This window comes from Blastococcus sp. MG754426 (assembly GCF_021699055.1).
GTDB lineage: Bacteria > Actinomycetota > Actinomycetes > Mycobacteriales > Geodermatophilaceae > Blastococcus.
This window is the reverse complement of the sequence record NZ_SSXC01000037.1, coordinates 19,150-37,425: the sequence shown is the minus strand read 5'-3', so window position 1 is coordinate 37,425 and position 18,276 is coordinate 19,150. Positions and strand designations below refer to the sequence as shown.

At 67.7% G+C, this 18,276-nt stretch carries 10 protein-coding genes; 2 read left to right on the top strand and 8 right to left on the bottom strand.

All coding sequences use genetic code 11. From position 1 onward, the window contains the following. Positions 1-94: 94 nt before the first annotated feature. Positions 95-412 carry a 2-hydroxymuconate tautomerase family protein gene (locus E9549_RS13250; protein ID WP_255715649.1) on the bottom strand — a complete coding sequence of 106 codons (318 nt, stop codon included), beginning with the start codon at positions 410-412 and terminating at the stop codon, positions 95-97. Then, a complete protein-coding gene (locus E9549_RS13245; protein WP_236827013.1) occupies positions 348-581 on the bottom strand; it encodes a hypothetical protein in 234 nt (77 codons plus the stop codon). Before E9549_RS13245 ends, E9549_RS13250 begins: the two co-directional genes overlap by 65 nt. Before the next feature lie 167 nt (positions 582-748). Between E9549_RS13245 and E9549_RS13240 the strand changes: the two genes are divergently transcribed. After that, positions 749-1,501: a hypothetical protein gene (locus tag E9549_RS13240; protein ID WP_236827012.1), complete on the top strand. Its 753-nt coding sequence runs from the start codon at positions 749-751 to the stop codon at positions 1,499-1,501. Between the two features lie 121 nt (positions 1,502-1,622). On the opposite strand, the gene E9549_RS13235 is transcribed toward E9549_RS13240, so the two are convergent. The 6 genes from E9549_RS13235 to E9549_RS13210 form a co-directional block, all read right to left on the bottom strand. Beyond that, a complete protein-coding gene (locus tag E9549_RS13235; RefSeq protein ID WP_236827011.1) occupies positions 1,623-2,246 on the bottom strand; it encodes an antibiotic biosynthesis monooxygenase in 624 nt (207 codons plus the stop codon). Positions 2,247-3,202: 956 nt separating this feature from the next. After that, entirely contained in the window at positions 3,203-5,188 is a 1,986-nt protein-coding gene (locus E9549_RS13230) for a DUF262 domain-containing protein (RefSeq protein WP_236827010.1), read from the bottom strand. An 11-nt stretch (positions 5,189-5,199) separates the two neighbouring features. Continuing rightward, positions 5,200-8,529, bottom strand: a complete 3,330-nt coding sequence (locus E9549_RS13225) for a Swt1 family HEPN domain-containing protein (protein ID WP_236827009.1) — start codon at positions 8,527-8,529, stop codon at positions 5,200-5,202. Continuing rightward, positions 8,529-11,276, bottom strand: a complete 2,748-nt coding sequence (locus tag E9549_RS13220; protein ID WP_236827008.1) for a DUF1156 domain-containing protein — start codon at positions 11,274-11,276, stop codon at positions 8,529-8,531. The genes E9549_RS13225 and E9549_RS13220 overlap by 1 nt, the downstream gene beginning before the upstream one ends. Beyond that, positions 11,273-12,442 (bottom strand): hypothetical protein, encoded by a 1,170-nt coding sequence (locus E9549_RS13215; protein WP_236827007.1) that lies wholly within the window; start codon positions 12,440-12,442, stop codon positions 11,273-11,275. Before E9549_RS13215 ends, E9549_RS13220 begins: the two co-directional genes overlap by 4 nt. Next, on the bottom strand, positions 12,439-15,996 hold the full coding sequence (locus E9549_RS13210) for a helicase-related protein (RefSeq protein WP_236827006.1): 3,558 nt from the start codon (positions 15,994-15,996) through the stop codon (positions 12,439-12,441). The genes E9549_RS13215 and E9549_RS13210 overlap by 4 nt, the downstream gene beginning before the upstream one ends. Before the next feature lie 316 nt (positions 15,997-16,312). Between E9549_RS13210 and E9549_RS13205 the strand changes: the two genes are divergently transcribed. Next, the gene (locus E9549_RS13205; RefSeq protein WP_236827005.1) at positions 16,313-18,229 is read left to right on the top strand and encodes a hypothetical protein; all 1,917 of its coding nucleotides are present in this window, start codon (positions 16,313-16,315) and stop codon (positions 18,227-18,229) included. Positions 18,230-18,276 lie beyond the last annotated feature (47 nt).

Sequence of the window (18,276 nt, the reverse complement as noted above, 5' to 3'; positions counted from 1 at the left end):
ACGATCTTGGCCTGGTAACCGTGATCGTCCAGCTCAGAAGCACCCTCTTCTCGTTGCCACACCGATCACCCGCTCAGGACCGGTGGATTCAGGCTCAGCCCTGGTCGGCCCTCGCGCGGCGGTCGGCGTGCGTCTCGCCGGCCACCGCGATGTCGGTCGGCGGCACCTCGACGATCCAGGCCCGCACCGTCTCCGGCGGAGCGCCGATGCTGTCGGTCGTGGCCTGGCTGACCGCGGCGAGCAGATCGCGCTTCTGCTCCTCGGTGCGGCCGGCGATCATCGTGATCTGGATGAAGGGCATGCCGCATCCTCGACCCAGCCGGCCCCGAGCGACCACTCGGCGCTCGTCAGGCTGCGTCGGCCACCGGGGAGAGCAGCCGGCGGGGGAGCTCCAGGGTCGGGTGAACCGCATCCGTACGGGGCTTCGGCGGCTCGCCGGCCTCCTGCGCCGCCGGGCCGGCCGCCTCCAGGGAGCGGGCGACGGCGTCGAGGTGACGGAGCGCCTCGTCGTAGAGCTCCTGGATGGCGCTGGCCGCCGCCGCGTGCGCCGCTTCCGCAGGACCGACATGTCCACTGGTCATGGCTGCCTCATCGGCGGGCTGCCGCGGCTGCGTGACCGGTGGTGCTCTACGGGCAGGCGGCGTCCTGCTCGGGACGGACGATCCGCTCCGGAAAGGCGCGGAGGGCGAGCGGGATGCTCAGCCGCGGGTGTCGACACCGGGTGGCCGGCACGGCAGCATCCGGCGACGTGACCGATCCCGAACCACACCGCTTCGTGGCCCGCGTCGTCGAGGAGTCGACCAACAAGATCCACGAGGACGACGTCGCGCGGCGCTACGGGTTCTCCGGGGCGCTGGTGCCCGGCGTCGAGCTGTTCGCCCGCACGACGACGCCGCTGGTGGCCGCCTGGGGAGCGGAGTGGCTCTCCCGGGGCCGGATCGACCTGCGCTTCCGGCGGCCCACCTACGACGGGGACGAGCTGCTCGTCGATCCGGCCGAGGGCCGGCTCACGGTCAGCCACCCGTCGGGGGAGGTGCGGTGCGTCGGTTCGGCCGGGCTCGGCGCGGACCGGCCCGATCTCACCGGTTTCCGGCAGGTCGCGGCACCGCCCGAGCCGGTGGCCGACCCGGTCGTCGGCCCGATGGGCAGCGTCTCCGAGGCCGGGACGGCGGAGCGCAACGCGTGGTACCTGGATGCCATCGGCGAGCCGCTGGAGCTGTACCGGCGGGAGGCGCTGGTGCACCCGGGGTTGCTGCTGCGGCTGGTCAACGAGCTGCTCATGCGCAACGTCGCCCTGGGGCCGTGGATCCACACCTCCAGCGACTGCCGCTTCCTCGGCCTCGCGCGGCTGCCCGTGGAGCTGACCGCGCACGGTCGGGTCACCGACGTGGGCCGGCGTGGCCGCCACGACGAGGTCCGGTACGACGCGCTCGTGCTGGCCGGCGGAGAGCCGGTGCTGCACGTCCACCACACCGCGCTGTACCGGCTGAACGCGGCCTGATGCCCGGCGTCGCGAGCCGGCTCGCGCGACCACCGGCCCGGCGCGGTGGGACGTGCCCCGCCGCCCCGGCCCACGGGTGGTCGATGCACCGGCCTCTGCGGGCGCCGGGGGAGGCCGTCCCTCAGACCAGCTCGGGGACCCGCAGGTGGTGCAGGACGACGTCGAAGTCGGCGACGTCGGTGGCCGACATGCGCAGCGCCCTGCGGAACTCGTCGCGGATGTACATGGCCCGCTGGCGGGAGGCCTCCATGGAGCGGCGGTCGGCGTAGACGGCGGTGAGGGAGTTGTCGCCGGTCTGCCGGTCGAGCATGAGGCTGAGGCTGCAGAAGCCGGGCATCTCGTCCATCCGCGGGATGAGGTCGGTGCGGAAGACGTCGAGGACCTTGTCGAGGGTGGCCGGGTCGACGCGGGACCAGGTGACCCGGGCGCAGGAGTCGTCGTTCACGGGGTGCAGCCGGTGCATCGCCACGATCTCCCACTCGCGCACCTCGGGTGCCTCGGCGCCGAACTGCTGGGTCGCGTGCTCGCGCATCTGCCGGACCGCGTCGCGGGTCGCGGCCATGGCGTCCTCGTTCTCCCAGGCGGTGGTGACGATGCAGCGGCCGGAGTCGCGGTCGCACAGCATCGACAGCCCGACGCAGCCGTCCATGCCGCTCACGGCGGGCATGACGTTGTCGCGGACGTCGGCGATGCCGGCGTCGATGCGGGACGGGTCGGCGGTGATCGTGGTGGTGCGGGCGTGCATGACGCCCTCCCTTCCGGGGACAGGCGCGCGGCGCCCCGACGGCGTCCGCCCAGGTCATCGTGCCCAAGTGCCGCCCGCTGTCAACTCGAGCGCGTGCGGGCAGTGTTCGTGCCGATTCGTAACTGTCGCGTCGGTACCAAGGAGAACCGTGGAGGGTGAGTTGCTTGGTGGCGCGTTTCCGCACCGGAGCTCAACCCGATTCTGGCCGGTACACCTGATTAGCTAGCTGAGCTCGACAGTGGGGCCGGTGGAGTCAAGGCGTCCGCGGGTCGGGCGGAGGGGCCGGGCTTTGTCATCGGCTTGGCTCGGGCATTCCCCCACGTGGACGTCGCCTGCGCGGTTGCCACGGTCGCGTCGCTGGGCGCCGCAGCAGCCGTAGCTGGCGACGAGCTGACGACGACGGCAGCGGCGCGGGACACCTCCGTCGTCGGGTCGACCTTGACGGATGCGCAGGCCTGCCGACGCCGGTCAGCCCCCTCGAGAGCCGGCTCCCACGTCTCGTGCTCGGTGTCGGCGTAGGGCGCCGAACGATCACGGACGATGGGATATCTGTTCCGTTGTGCACGGCCGCCGTCACGACCCATACCATCAAACGCGTGCCAGCTGACCTCTCGCTCTTCGGTGACGAACCAGTGAAGGAGTCGGATCAGCCGGCTATTCGAGAAGCGCCCATAGCCGACTGGCTCGTCGACGCCATCAGGACAGCGCTGACCGCCCGTGACTTCACCACGATGGACGAGCGGCAGCAAGCAGTCGAGGCTGCCGTAGGGCGCCCCGTTGAGGCGTTGCGGTCCTTAACGCGTGCTGAGGCGTTGCAAGTCCTGTCGTGGCTCAGTCCGGCGCGAGAGGGCAGTCAAGGGTCCGCGTGGGACGACCGCGACGGAGACACCTGGATTGACCGCCTCTAACGGCGCCGCGCAATGCGCGATTCTGACCCAGGTCAGGCGTGTATGTCGTCAGTCACTGCTGGCGATGGGGAAGCGGGCTCGCTCGCCTTCCCATGCGACGGCGTCAATATGGGGTAGCTGAGAGAGCGGAATCGCGTCGGCTCGCTCTCTGTCGAGAGCCGACTGCCAATCCTCACGTCGCCCTTCCACGACGAACGGGCCCAACTCCACCTCGAGGCCGTTGTCCGCCGGCCGCACGACTCCGTCGGCCCCGGATAAGGCTAGGTCGCTCACGACACCTTGGGCGGCCTCATCGAGAGCCTGCTCAAAAGCGCTCAAATCAAGTATGCAACGCCATTCACTGCTCGGGGTAGTCGCTCGCACAACGAGCTTCGGCTCGTCCCAGCTGCTCTGGTAAAGATCAAGATCAAGGGACAATCCCGTCAGCGGATCCGTCCCGTTAGTAGCCGGTCCAAGGTAGGCCGGTGCCAACGAGTTCAGCAAGGACGTCATGGCTTCTGCAAGCATCTCGCGCCTGCGCAAGACGAAAGCCGGATAGGAGTCCGCGGTCCGTAGTGATGAGTCGTCGGGAACGAAGTGCTTCGCCAGGCTCTCGGCGCCCATCTGTTCGAGCTCAGGAAAATAGGCCGACGGCGAGCGGTCCGAGATCTTCAGGTTGGCCTTCCCTGAGATGAATGCAAGATTCGCCAGGTCGTTGATGTCATGCTTGGAGTACTTCTGCTTCAGCGTGGCTCGCGGATGTATGTGGTGGTATTGCAGCTTCTGGCTGCCTTGCGCCGTGGCGTCGATCGCACTACCGAACCACCAATCCGTAGCCCCCGCGCGCTTCGCCACAAGGAAGCTCAAGAAGAAGTAGGGGCTGCCTTGCCCGCGCCCCGCAAGATCCTCGGAAGATACCGACACCCGACCGCCGAGCAGCCCCAGGTTGTCGAGGAGAGCTCGAATCCCGTCGGGCTTCCTGACGGCGGGAATGTCTTGGCTGAGGACGGTGTCCGTCGAGCCGCTGTAGCGGTTCCGGATAGTGGCTGCCAGCAACCAATATAGGAGAGCGTCGCGGTCTCGCTCAGCCAGCGGGGCGTCTGGGCGCTCGCCCAGAAGCACCACCAGAGGCACGAGGGCGAGCACAGAAGGCAGCAGTGACGAGTGCTGCACGCCGAGGTTGTTCTTCAGCAGTGGCACGAGGTGTGCGAGCCCGCGACGCACGGTCGCCCAGGCAGTGTCGAGCTCCTCGTCGGTCGCTGCGGTTAAGCGGCCCAGAGACCATTGGGACGGGCCGCGACCGAGGAGCGCCGCGGTCATGGCGCGGGTGAGGAAGCCCGTGTCCAGGTCAGGGAACGAAGCCTTCTGCCAAGTACTGCTTTCACCTTCAAATTTGCCTAGCACGCCAGGCCAACGTGCACTGAGCGTCGCGAGAGCGAGGTCCGTGGCGCGGAGCGTCCGCCCCCGACTGTTGACGCGGACAAAGATGTCCGTTACTTCCAGGTACGAAAGCTCGCGCAGCGTCTCTAGGTAGTAGCGGTAGTCCTTGATTCGGTGTACGCGGGTGATTCGGTCGAAAACGGTTTGCTCATCGAGGGCGGGCAGTGCCTGCTTCATGCCACTGACAAGTTGATACATCTGTGTGCCGTGCAGCAAGTCGTGCACCCTGAGCCAGCGGGGATCCTTCTTGGTCGCCGCACTCTGGTTCTGGAAAGACTCGGTTTCTACGTTGAAGACGATGTCGGCGTTCGGGTGACCGCTGAAGACACGGTGTAGGGACGTGAGGCGCTGCTGCCCGTCGAGCAGGTAGAGAGCCGATTGGGCAGCGGGTTGCGTCCCGGCCGAGGTCCTCATCGGTCGTGTCTCGGGGTCGGACTCCGCCTCCCAGAGGAGCAGCGAGCCGGATGGGTAATCGCGGTACAGCGAATCCAGCAGCTTGGCGACCTGTGGGGGCTTCCACACGTATCCCCGCTGGATCTCCGGCAGGCGGAGTTCCCCTCGGGTGACCTTGCCCATCAACTCGCTGATAGGCATGTGGGCGGTGCTGATGGCCATCTACCGGTGTCCTACTCCGCCTCGAAGCCGTACTGGTCGAACTTGAGCGTCCGGGCATTCTCGGTCACCACTCGGACCTTGTCGCTCGGGAAGCCGTCGGCCTTCGTCGCCGAGATCTCGACGGTGACCTCCAGGTTCACACCCGGCCCGGTGAGGTGCTGGAGAACCTCCTGCGCAATGCGTGTGAAGTCGCGGCCATAGCGTTCGGGATCAACGTTGGCCACGCCGAAGAAGCGCGTGTTCTCCCGGGCTGCGGCTGTCGACTGGCTCGGCTCGATAACGGCTGTGGTGTTGACCGTCGTCGACGCCGGAGTCGTGAACTGGCCGGTCGTACCGGGGGTGGGCCGCTCGGGCTGCTGGGCGAGCTTGGGGTGGACCACGAGCACCGCGTCCGTGAGCGTCCCCATGCTCCCCCCGGGAAACGTGGCAAGCCCCTGGTAGGTGCCGGTCGCCTCGTCGTATCCGTCCGCGAGCGCGAAGCCGTCCAGCTCCCACATCATGTCGTCGAGTGCGGACCGGAGCGCTCCTTCGAGCACCGTCCGATCCCGCAGGCGACCGAGGTAGGGATACCGGCAGTAGAAGCCCCACAGCTCACCGACGCTGACGTGCCCCTTGTCCCACACACTCCGCAGTGGACCGTCGAGATCCATCCGAACGTTGCGCATGCCATACGTCGTCGCCAGTAGGCCGCCCTGACGGAGTTTGGCACTAACCCGATCGGCCAGCCGCTCCTGCGACCCCTCCGCCTTCTGGACGGTCAACGAGACCGGCCGGGCCGCGTCCGGCTGCTCCGGCACGATCGCCCAGATGTACGTGGCCAAGATACGAAGCCGCACAGCTTCGTCGGCCTGGGATGCCCGCCGCTCGGCCTGGGCCTTCTGCTGCGCGGTGAGGTTGAGGTCGTCCGCGCGCTCGGCAACGTCGCGCCACGCGAGATAGTCCGCCGTCGCACCGGCGAGTTCCTCCCACCGCTGTCGGTCGGGAGCAAGGAACACGAGGGAGTTGCGGTTGGTGCGCTGGGAGGCGCCGCGCGTGTCGAGGCACTGCCGCGCGAAGCGCAGCGCCGGCGAGTCGTCCTGTCCGCGCCCGTGCAGGTGCTGCGGGTGCAGGACAACGAGCTTGGCTTCTTCGGTGTCCGGGACGGCGCCGGTGTCCTCCGGGCAGACCTGCACCGTCGCGAAGTCACCCCGCGCCGAGCGCTCCACTGCAAGCCGGCGGACGACCTCGGCCCAAACCTCCTCAGGGTGCTCCCGCAGGCGCTCAGCGATGTCCTGTGCCGTGCGGTTGACCGTCACCGCGGTGTCGTACCAGTAACGGGCGCCATCGACGTTGAGGTACGTCGCCCGCTGCCCCAGCACCTCCAACGCTGAACCGAAGTTGCCGACGGTGTCGCCTGGGATGCCGACACCGAGCCACACGTGCTGCCGCTCGATGCCCTTGGATGCTGTCTGCAGCGTCGGTGCCGAGCCCAGGAAGATTGTGCGCGCGATGCGTCGGGTCAACGCCCGCTTGCCGAAGGTGTCTCGCTCCGCGTCGATGCGCACCGGCGTTGAGCCTTCACCGTCGATGTCGGCGTCGACGATCGGCTTCCAGGCGTCCTGCAGGTACTGCGTCAGTTCACCGGAGACGTTGGCAAGCTCTAGCGGCACAGACCCCGGCATAATCAGCGGCCCGGCGTCGCCCGACGCCCAGAGCGCGTGGATGACCGCGCTCATCAGACGCAGCACGCCGCGCGTTCGCTGGAACCGCTCCAGCGTGGACCAGTCCTCATACAGCCGGTCGAACAGCTCCGGGTGGACGGGATAGGCGGCCTTGATCCGATCCTCGTACGCCACCTCGCTGCACTGGCGCGGGAATTGCCCCGGGTGCTCGGCGTAGAACTGCACGAACTGCCGTGCCACCGCGGCGATGTCGCGCTTGGCTTGGGCGTCCGGCTCGACGAAGAGTCGGCGACGCACGATCTCGAAGGACTCGTTCGCCGACGCCGGTCGCCACTGGTCGGCGACGCGTCGCACGACGTTCTGCAGCCGCTCGAGTGCCAGCCGGCCGTTCGCTCCGCCGACTTCGAGGTCGGTACTGCTTGATTCGGCGTCACTGGACTCGCTCGACGCGGGGATCGAAATGATGACGAGACAACCGGGGATCGTCTTGGCGACCTCGGTGAGGGTCTGCGCGAAGGTGAACTGCGTGTCGAAGTCGCCGCCCGCGACGTCCTTGGCGTCGCGGCCGTAAAGCTGCCGGGCGTAGGCGACCCACTCGTCGATCAGAATTAGGCAAGGCGCGTGCTGCGAGAGCAGGTCCGCCAGCGCCTGCCCCGGATTGGTCTTAGTGCGGTCTGCCTCGGCGACGACGTCGTAGGCCGCCCGGCCGCCCAGTTGCCAAGCGAGCTCGCCCCACAACGTGTTGACCTGCGTACCGTCCTCCTTGGCGGTCGCCGACCCGGCGGACAGGTGCGTGCCGACCAGCGCGACACGACTGACGCGGCCGAGCGCCGACGGGTCCGCGTTGCCGAGCGCCTCCTGCACCTCTTGCGGGTAGGACGTCACCGGCGCGTCTGACGCCAGGTGGTAGAGCGCCAGCATCGAGTGCGTCTTGCCGCCGCCGAAGTTGGTCTGCAGGTTGACCACCGGGCTGGCATTGAGGTCGCCGGAAAGACGGCGAGCGGCCCTGCCGATCAGGTCGCGGAGCCCTTCGGTGAGGTACGTGCGCTGAAAGAACAGGACCGGGTCGACGTACTCCTGACCGCTCTCGCCGAGCGCGACCTTGTGCAGGTCGGCGGCGAATTCCGCGGCGTTGAAGTCGCCGCTGGCGACGTCGCGGTGCGGCGTGACGACGTCGCGCCAGGCCTTGATGCCCGTGCCAGGGACGCTGGGGATGCCTGCGGCCTTGACGACCTTTCGCGTCTCGGCCTCGTACGCCGCGCGCTGGTGGTCCAGCCGCAACTTGCGCAGCTCCTCGGCCTGGCCGGGAGCATCGGCGGCGGTGAGTAGGCGCTCCATCGAATCAAGCGCTCGATAGGTGTCGTCGCTGTTAAACGCGGCGTTGTGCGCCCACTTGTTGCGGACGTCGCGCAGCTCGCTGGCCATAGCTTGCTCGGGTCGCGACAGCCGGTCCTTGAACACCCGCCACTCTTCGGTCAGAACCTTGAGCAGTACGGCTGGGTCGTGCTTGTCGTAGGTCTTGGCGCCGCCGTGCTTGGCACTCTCGCGTGCCGCGAGCAGCGCGAGCCAGTCACCGCCGCTCCCGGCGGCCGCGCTCATCAGCTGGTCGACGAACGGCTCCAGGCCTTCTGCGAGGAGCTCGAAGCCTCGGCCGACCCGGTCGCGGTTGCTCGTGGCCATCAGGCCTCCTCCTCATCGTCGCGGTAATCAATCTCCCCCTGCGCGCCGACCGGCACAGACGCGCTGTGGCCGGCGGCAGCCAGATCGGACCAGGAGGTGCCCAGGCCGTTGAAGAGCGCGGCACTGGAGGTCCAGCCTCGTTTCTCGCAGACGCTGTAGAGCAGGTAGGCCAGTTCCTTGGTGGTGTCGAGGTCCATCTGTTGGCCGGCGAGGGCCATCAGCCGGGCGGCTTCGTCGATGCCCTTCCGGTCCAGTGCGTGCGCCAGCCGGACGACGACTTCCCATTCGCTGAGACGCTCGTCGGCCAGCGGGTTCCAGCCTTCGGAGAGCTCGTCGAGGCCGACCAGCCGCGCCTTTCCGGCGCGCGCCCAAAACACCCCGCCGCGGACCAGTCCGTCGACGCTCGTCGCCACCGCCTTGGACAAGGAGTCGGCGACGCCGTAGGGCTGCTCGTCCCAGCCGAACTGGCTGAACCACTTGACGCAGAAGCGGGTATCGGCCGAGAAGTCGCCTTCCTGCTCGCTCAGCACCTCGTCGAGGGCGTGGTTGATGAGCGCCAGCGCGGTTCGGACGGTCATCGGTGTCCCGTCCGCCTCCACGACGGAGCGGTAACGGGTGAACACCGCCATGCCCGGGCCGATGGCAGCCTGCGCCAAGTCCACCGGGGCCAGCGAGCCCTGCTGCATCTCCTTCAGCGCCCCAGGCAGCTCGTCCTTCAACGCCTGCAAGAAACCGCGGCGTGTAGTGGCCTCGGCGGTATCCCTACGCGGGCGGCAGGCGAGGACAATAGATGACGCGAGTGCATTCTTTCCGGCCGCGATCATGCGGTTGCTCATCTCCGACCGCATCGGCCAAGTTGCGGTGACGGTCAGTCCGGCCTCAATGAGGCCGTTGAGCATAGTTTCCCAGCCAGTGGAGGCGGTCCCGCTGTCGTCACTTTCCGCTTGTTTGAAGGCGTAGAAGACCGTCACAGGAATATCGGGACGATGGTCTTGGCGAATGCGAGTAAAGGTGCTGACAAAGCCGGTCTCAAAGTGTTCCTCTGCTTTCACTTTGCTGCCGCCGAAGCGGTACGGCGTCGCCACCAGCTCGTCGCTCTTGGGCGTCTGCATCGTCGACAGTAGGCTCGGGTGAACATCGACGAGCGCCCGGCGAAGCCAGACGTAGAAAAAGTCTGAAAGGTCGGCATAGCCAATGTTGTCGTAGTAAGGCGGGTCAGTACTGACCACCGCGGCGGCATTCACTTGCCGGGCATCCGCCTGTTGCGCGTATCCGCGTGCTCTCGCAGGCAGGCGTTCCAACACCTTCGAGGGCCACACGAAAGCGTCCAGCCAGTTACCAGAAGACGCGCTGAAGGGGTTCCCCTCACAAAAGTCCCAAACCATAGGGATGGCCTGTCGTGCAAAGAGGTGACCGACTCCCTCATTCTTTGGGTCGCTGCGCCAAGTACATAGCGCGTTGTGGTAATCGGCCACTCGACTTAGCGCGAAGCTCATCGCCGTCGCCACGTCGTCGGCGTAAGCGGCGGCCTCGCGTCGATCGAGGTTAGCGGCGTCGGAGGCAATCTTCGCGCGGGCTTCTGCCACGAGGTCACTAAAGGTGGTGAGCGCGACAAGTTGCCGAGATGTGAAGAGGTCTGCAAACGTCCGCAAGCCGTAATTTACGCACCAGATATTGCGGGGATCGTCGGCCAGCTCCCCGTCGGGGACGTCGTCGGGCCGAGGTACGTCCGCGGCAGCGATGTGGCTTGAGGTTGCCGGGATGTAGACGCGCTGCCGCTGGCCCTCGGCGACGGTCGCGAGCAATTGTTGCCCCATACGCCCGGCGATGGCCTCGGCCTTGATGTAGGCGTCGGAGGTGACATCCCCGCAGACGAGGCAGCGGAACTTCGCGCCACGGCCGAGCTTGGGCGGATCGGGTGGCCCCCCTGCGCCGGTGACGACCTCAAAGTCGACATGGTCTCCGGCAGGCCGTGGGCGCAACCACGTCGGCCGGCCCTTCTTCTTGCTCAGCCAGAGGCTGCTGACGAGCGGCATGGTCGCGCCGCAGGCGGGGTTGGGACAGACGACCGTGCGTGCCCAGATCCAAGCGATGACCATGGCCTTTGTGCCGTCGGGCAGGGTCGCACTCGGGTACAGGTGGCCGATGCGACGTTCGGCCTCGTCGCGCAGCCACGCGCCATACCGCCGCACGTCCTCGGCGAGCCCGGTGGCGCGCGGCCAGCCGCCAAGCTTGGAGTCGGCGGCGCCGGGGAAGACGGGCGGCTGCCCGGCCCACCGCGGCGGAATCTCGATGAGCGCCTTGTTGATGAGCACCGCGACTGGGTTGAGGTCGCTCGCATGCGCATCAAGTCCGAGCCGCTGCGCCTCGAGCGGGATCGACCCGCCGCCGGCGAATGGGTCGAGGACCGCCGGCGGGTCGCCGTCGAAGCACTTGGCGATCTCGGCGTGCGCCTCACGAAGCAGCCGCTCGTCGCCGGCGTTCTCCCACACGACCAAGCGCTCGATGAGGTCGAACAGCCGCTTACGCTCAAGCGCCTGGTCCTCCTCAGTCGGGAACCGTTCAGGGTGCGCGGACGGGTCATCGACCAATTGCGCGAACAGCACCGCTCGGCAGGCAGCCAACGGCCGGCGCGCCCACCACAGGTGCAGCGTGGAGGGGTGACCGTGCCGGATGGACTTCTCCCGGGCGGACTCCCGGTTGATGGCCTCCAGCGGCAGCGCTACCTCGATCAGCTTGCGTTTCACTGCTCGTTCCTTCTCTTTCCTTGCACGCGGAGGGGCAGACGGTCGTGTCTCGCCATGGCCAGGATGTCTTCTGCCGACTTGACGATGCGCTCCAACGACACGTCGGCCGGGAGTCTGCTTTCCTTCTTGAGGTACTGCGCCAGGTGCGGTGGGAGTTCAACGCTCGAATCCCAGCGCTGCATGACGATGGCCGCGACCGACTCGGCCTCGAACTCCGACGCCACGTGGGAAACCGCACGCCGATCAGGCCACCACTTGGCGTCCGGCGTCCCTAGGTGACCGCAGTAAAGGTGCCCGAGTTCGTGAACGAGAGTCGCAAGGGCCGACGCGCCGCGCTGAGCACGGTTCACCCTCAGGTCGTAACGGACTGGAACGGACACCGTGTGCTTGCTCGGCCTGACGCGCACCACGTGCTCCTGTGCCCGCCTGCCCGAGGCCGTGGCGATGAAGCCGGCGCTCCCGGTCCCGTGGTCCACGCGATCGATGTACACCCCGTCGCGCACAGCACTCGTCACCAGTCGCGACCAGAGGTTGTCGGCACGGGCCTTGGTGAGCCGGCTACGCGTCACGAAAGGGTCGAGCACCTCGGGCGGCAGCGGAGGAGCTCCGGGCATCGGCGACGTCTGGTTGACGTCGTACACGAACATCACCGGCCCGAAGGGCTGGAGGATCATTACGACTTGCGCATCGACAGCGACGTCACGTCTCAAGTCTTGCCAGCGCCGTGCGGTGGCGACGTACGTTGCGCCAGGTCGCTGGATGTGGACAAGCAGGGCGTTGAATGGCGCGTACCAGTGGAACCTACGGATGAAAGCCACGAGCTCTTCGTATGCCCGGGACTCGTTGTAGCGCATGGACGCGTTGATGAGCGCGTTGAGGCTCTGCACGGCCTCGGACTCGGTGACGGGCCCCTTCTCAGCGGCAACATGACCTCCCGAGGTGGCTACAACCGTCGCGCAGGAAGCCACCGGCCACACATGTGCCTCTGCGCTAATAGCATCCGGTTCCCCACCAGCGGCGGCCCAGGGAGCCAACATCAACTGACCAGCATCCGAAGCCATCGTTGACCCTCCTGTGTCGTCGAGAGCGCGTGCCACCTCCTCGGGGGCAGCGCGAAGGCTCAACAGCGAGCGGTGGGTGACCGCCCCGGGCGCCGCTGCGCTCATGCCGGCTGCTGCCCGCGGTCCCACATGGCTGCCCAGTCACCCCGGACGGCGTCGGCAGCGAATTCGCCGAAGTCGAAGTCCCTGAACGGGTCCTGCAGGTAGCGAACCTCGTCGTGGTCGGCGCCGTCCCGGGACACCCTTACGAGAGCGAGCCTGTATCGGTCTGCGTTCTTGCCGAACAGCACTTCGTTGCGTGTCACGGAGAAGTCGTCAGCTCCCTCGATCCGTCCCTTCACCTCGATGAACACCAGGTGCCCGTCCTCGGTGAGCGAACGGATGTCGAAGCCCGGGTTGTTGTGCGGCATTTCCTCCGGCTGGCGACCCAACGAGTGTTCCGCAGCAATCACGGCGGCGACGGCACGCCGGTCGACCTCCGCGGTGTCCTTGGCGTACGTCGCCACAGGCTGGTCCCGCCGGCCCGCGAGACGATCGAGCAGCCCGGCCGGGACCACGAGCGCTCCACCTGCCACCACCGGCGGCAGCGGACGGAGCGCCTCGTCGGCATCGAGATCGGCCAGACGCTGCGCAAGTCGGGCCTCTAGATCGCGCGCTCGCCGCTCCGCGGTCTCCGGGCGGATCTTGAGCTGCCGGCCGGCGGCCTGCTGGTCGAGCAGGTCAGCGTGGCGCAGGTCCCAGTGGTTGATCTCCTGGGTCAGACGCTGCTTGACCTCCTTGCGGGTCCGCTCAACACCGGCGTGCACCCGCTCCCGCACGGCGGTCAAGTGCTCGCTCGCACCGTGCTCAACGGCCCAACTGACCGCCAGCCGCTCGACACCCTCCGCGAGCCACGGCTCGTCGAGGACGCTGACAAGCAGTGCGCTCTCGTCCGCCGTGGCAGCCCGGTAGTCCAGGTAGGGCGCCGGGCCGGCGGAGCGCTGGGCGCCGTCCCGACCGATCTCCACGAAGTCGAAGCGCTGGGAGACGGTCCGCGGCAGGGTGTGCCCGTCATCGATGCGTTGGGTCAGTGCGACCAGCAGGCGCGGCTCCTCCCCGACGTCCTGCGCGTCAACGAGCACGGTGCCGCTCTTGAGCAGCGTGCCGTAGCGCTCGACGACCAGATCGATCACCGCGTCGAGCAGCGGGTGGCCGGGCGCGATGAGATCGGCCTTGGGCTTGCCCGGCAGGCGGACGTGCTCGCGCTCGAAGCAGATCCGCTCGTAGCGACGCAGCACCGGCGCCCCCGTACCGATCTGCCGGTCCCGGTCGCGCACCTCGGCCGGGACGTGGGTGACCTCGAACCGTCCGGACTCCCGAGGGCTCAGCCGGCCACCGAGGTGGCGGAAGGCCTCGGCAAACAGCGCCTGAACGTAATGCGGCTGGAGCCGGCGAGCTCGCGCCTCCTCCATCCGGCGGCGCAGCGTGGCGACGTCGGCGTCAGCGAGGGTTTCGAGGCCCAGCGCGCGGTCCTGCATGAGCCGGTCGAGGCCTTCGCTGACCTCGGCGTCGATCACCTGGTCGAGCCGAGCGCGGACCTCGGGACGGTCGCCGTATCGGACCGCCTCCATAAGGATGTCGCGCAGCGGACGCCCCTCGAAAGCCTCGCCCAGGACGTCGAAGACCTTGCCCTTGTAGGCGCGCCGCTGCTCCTCCACCTTGTCAAGCAGCCGCTGGAATACCTGACCTTCGCGGGTGTCCTTGGCCAGCAGGTTCCACAGCCGGCACACCTCGGTCTGCCCGATCCGGTGGATGCGCCCGAAGCGCTGCTCGATGCGATTGGGGTTCCAGGGCAGGTCGTAGTTGACCATCAGATGAGCTCGCTGCAGGTTTAGTCCCTCACCCGCAGCGTCGGTTGCCAGCAGGACCACGGTGTCCTTGTCTTGGGTGAACAGCTCCTGCGCGGCCCGGCGCTGCTCGCGCGCGACGCCACCGTGGATGGCGACCACCGCCTCATCCCGGCCGAGCAACGTGCGGACCTGGTCGACGAGGTAGTTCAGGGTGTCCTTGTGCTCGGTGAAAATGATGATTTTCCGCCGCGCGCCGTCGCGGTCGTACATCGCCTCGTCGTCGAGCAGCAGGCTGCGCAGTTCGGTCCACTTCTTGTCCGTGCCCGACAGTCGGACCCGCGTGGCCAGCTTCACCAGGTCGCCGAGCACGGCGATCTCCTTATCGAGCTCGGCGATGGTGCGGGCGGCGCTCGCGGAGTCGACGACGGCGTCTTCGGCGGCCTCGCGCTCCTCGCCGGTCAGGTCGTCCAGCTCTTCCTCGTCCAGCTGCTGGGCCCTGCCGAGCAGTGCCGCCAGACGCCGTTCGAAGTCGCTGCCACCACCAGGCTGCTGCAGCTCAACCCGGCGAGCCTCCAGCCGCCGGCGTCGCCGCTCCAGGCTGCGAAGGATCGCCTCCGGGCTGGACGCCAGACGCCGCTGCAGGACGGTCAGCGCGAAGCCGACGGTGTTTCCACGCCTGCCCTCACCTTCCCTGGCCAGCTGCTCCGCCCGGTTCATCTGCTCGCGGACGTAGTCCGTGACCGCCTCGTACAGGTCCTGCTCCATCGGGCTGAGTTCATAAGCCAGCGTGTCCGCGCGACGCTCGGGGAACAGCGGTTTGCCCTCGAAGGTGAGGAGGTCCTCCTTGATCATGCGTCGCATGAGGCCGTCGGTGTCGACAGAGTGCACCCCGTCGCGGTACTTGCCCTCGAACCGGTCCCCGTCGAGCAGCGCCATGAACAGCTGGAAGTCGGCCTCATTGCCGGCATGTGGCGTTGCCGTCATGAGCAGCAGGTGACGGGTCACTCGGCCCAGCAGGCGGCCCAGCTCGTAGCGCCTGGTGGTCTTGAGCTCCGCGCCGAAGTAGTGCGCGGACATGCGGTGGGCCTCGTCGACGACGACCAGGTCGTAATCGGCGCGCTCGAGCTGCTGCTGCAGCTCCTCCGACCGGCTGAGCTGGTCCATGCGAGCGATGAGCAGCGGATAGCGATCGAAGGCGCTTTCGTCGAGCAGCCCGTCGATCATGCTGCGGGTCAGAAGCTCGAAGCGCAGGCCGAACTTGTCGAGCAGTTCCTCCTGCCACTGCTCGACGAGACTGCCCGGGGCAACGATGAGGCAGCGCGCCAGGTCACCACGGAGCTTGAGCTCCTTGATGTAGAGGCCCGCCATGATCGTCTTACCGGCGCCCGGGTCGTCGGCGAGCAGGAAGCGCAGGGGGGTGCGCGGCAGCAGCTCGCCGTACACGGCCTTGATCTGGTGCGGCAGCGGCTCGAGGTCACTGGTGCTGACCGCCAGCATGGGGTCGAAGCGGGAGGCCATGCGGATGCGCAGCGCCTCAGCCGCGAGCCGAAAGAGGTGCGGATCGCCGTCGAAGGCGTACGCGCGGGACGGCTGCTCCACGCGCAGGCGGGCCTCGACGTCCCGATACAGAAGGGTTTCCGCGACCTGGCCGGAGTCGTCGCGATAGGTGAGCGTGACGGCGTTTGCCCCATGCCACGAGACGTCGATGACCGAGACTGACCCCGTAGCTGTTACGCCGAGAACTCGCGCCCCGGGCGTGAGGTCCTCCAGGCGCCAGTGGGTGCGCTCGCCGATGTGAGCGTGCTGCGAGGTGTAGGGAAGGTCCGTCATCGTCCCGTGACCGTACCCAGGACCACCGTCACGGGAGGGTTCCGGCTCGTGATCAGCTCGGATAACACCGGCGGCGCAACCACGGCCCCTTCTTCCTCACCTACTGCTACTCGCAACAGGGGCCACGGGAGGTGCCTCGCGCACCGGGTGCGAGTGCGAAGGGCTCCGTCGATGGCGCCATGAGTGGCAGGTGCGGCGCGGGTGCACTCGCTATCCCTCGAACGAGCGCGGGGGAACCATTTTCGTCGTCCATCTGTGTTAGCAAAGGCAGCCGGCGTGACGCCGGACTCATGCGGTTGCCCACGGGGGAGTTGACGTGCCACTGGTGTACCGGGCTGTGCTCGATGACACCGACGGGGAGATCGCGCGTCGGGTCGAGCCCCTCTTCGCCGCCTGGATGCACGAGAAGGGCCTGACCACCGACGACTTCGCCTTCAGCCCTGGCATGAGTACCGCGCTGTCTGCCAGCGACGACCCTGCATGGATTCAGCGGCGCTCGGTTCGACTCGACCGGTCTGGGGGGCAACTTCACCGCATCCGGCTCGTGGAGGAGACGCCGGAGGGCAGGTGGACGACGACTGCCTTGTGGGCCACCGAGGCGGCGCAGCAGCAAGTCATCGACGTCGGCCATCACGCGCCCGAGCAGCTCGCGGCCATCGATTTGAACGTCGGGGCCGCGAGGCACTGGATCTGGATCGATCTGGAGCAGGAGCCGTCTGGCGGGCGACCGCTGCGGCCCGGAAGCCCACGGCTGGTCAGGGATCTGATGGCGGCCGGCGAGGCGCACGACGGACGCTTGCCGCTTACAGCGGAAGCCCTGATGGTCACGGTCAGCCACGTCTCTGAGCTTGTGTCGTACCTGGGCGACCCGAACCGGCGCGTCCCTATCGTCGTCTTCGCGCACGACCCTCACCGTGCCTACGACCAGAATCGACTCGCTCGGTTGCTGGCCCGAGACCTGGCTGGCGTGGCAGCTGTCTTCCGCTTGGCCGACGGAGTTGCTACAGCGGCTTTCGGCACGGCCGTGCCGGACGGCTACGAGGTTTACGGCGGCGCGTTAAGGACCTACCTGCCCGGGGCGCTCGCAGTTGAGGACGCGCCCACACGGCATCGTGTGCTCGGCCGCACGTCGATTACAACGCTGGGCTCTCGAGCTTTTCCGGCCGTGAAGGACCAAATCCTCCACCTGTCGACGCAGCGTCCTGGCCCGCTTGATGCCCTGACGGTGCGACGACTCCTCGCTGAGCCGGCCACACAGTCCCTCGCAACTACTGGTGGGCAGCCAAGCCGGTCGGAGGCCCTGCTGGCCTGGTTCGGGCGGCAAGTGGTGCGGATTCGAAGCCGTACCGGGGCGGAGCGCTCGACGCCCGACTTCCGGTCTGTCGCCGTTGCTCAGCGGACGCTAGCGACCGAGATCGACGCGCTGCTCAGAGACCGCACAGCTGCTCCGCTGGTCGTCGGCGCTCGGGAAGATGACCTGGAGCAACTCCGTGCTGAGCTGGCCGCCAGTGAGGCCGATCGTGAGGTGCTGGGCCAGCTGCTCACGGAGGCCGAGGCCGAGGCGAGAGAGATAGCCGTGTCGGTACGCCGGCTCACAGACGATGCTGAGTACTTGCAGCTGGAGGTTGCCGAAGCGGCACGGGACTCGGACGCGGCGCGACGGCGCGCGCGATGGCTCGAATCCCAGGTCCGCGAGGCGGGCCTGTCGGCCTGGCAGGCCCCGGCGGAAGTCGTCCACGTCCCAGCGTCCGTGGCTGAGGTACTTGTGGTCGCACGCTCGCGATTGCGTTACGTGGTAATTGGCGCGACTGACCAGGTGGCCGCCGAACTAGACGTGCATCCCGGTGCAGAGCTCTTCGCAGCCAAGACGTGGAACGCGCTCATGGCGCTTGAGGACTATGCAGCAGCGGTTGCAGGCGGAGACTTCGCCGGGAGTTTCCATCTCTGGTGCCAGTCGCCGCCGGCGTCAGCTACGGCGATTTCGGCGACGGCGCTCTCACTTGTGGAGTCGGAATCTGTCGACTCGCACCCGGATCTTCGTAGCAAGCGGACATTCCCGGTGCCGCCAACCGTCCACCCAAGCGAGCGCCTCTACATGCCGGCACATATCAAGGTGGTAAAGCGGGGAGCGCCTGCTCCGCGATTGCACTTCCACGACGACACCCGCGGAGCTACCGGGTGTGTTCATGTCGGATACGTGGGGCCGCACCTGCCGACGGCCCAGTTCAAGTGACACAGCAGACGGCCCTTCGCGGGTTCAGGGATGAGTGGACGTAGACG